Origin of the sequence: Litoribacterium kuwaitense, from assembly GCF_011058155.1 — a bacterium.
GTDB classification, from domain to species: Bacteria; Bacillota; Bacilli; order Bacillales; family DSM-28697; genus Litoribacterium; species Litoribacterium kuwaitense.
The window spans coordinates 1-528 of the sequence record NZ_JAALFC010000107.1 but is presented as its reverse complement, the minus strand read 5'-3'; the positions used below and the strand labels follow the sequence as shown (position 1 = coordinate 528).

1 pseudogene is annotated in these 528 nt (G+C 48.1%); it reads right to left on the bottom strand.

Annotation, left to right across the window (positions count from 1 at the left end):
* Positions 1–528: pseudogene (locus G4V62_RS19200) on the bottom strand (transposase); the annotation flags it as partial.

Genomic DNA, 528 nt, shown 5'->3' with positions numbered 1-528 from the left:
TTCCTTTGGAATCCAGTACTTTTAAGAAACGAAATGTGTTTTCCGACCGGTTTTGCGTGGTGCCAATGACGACCATTTCATCGGACAACACGTCAGAGTCGTCCGGCAATTTGAAGTGTTCGAGTGACCGAACGACCGCGTTTTTTCGAAGATGAGAGACGAAGAAATAGCCCTCATCCGTCATGCGGTCGAACCGTTCGTAATCAAAGTATCCTCGGTCGAACACATACATGCATTCCTTGTCATCGACGAGCATTTCCAACTGGCCGCGATCATGTTCTTTGGCATTCGTCAAGACCGCCTGATCGGAATAAGAACAGCCATTTTCCATGAACACGAGCCGCAGAAGAAGCTTGATACCAGATATAGTTTGCCGGAATTTGTCCACTTGCGTCGCGTTTGAAAATCCGTCGCTTCATGAATCTGCGTGACCAGATCGAGAAAAATCGCCTGAAAGAATTCCGTTGGTACCTGGCGCAATCGTCTGCCGAGCTGTGAGAAGCTGATTGAATCTAAACGCGTGGCTTC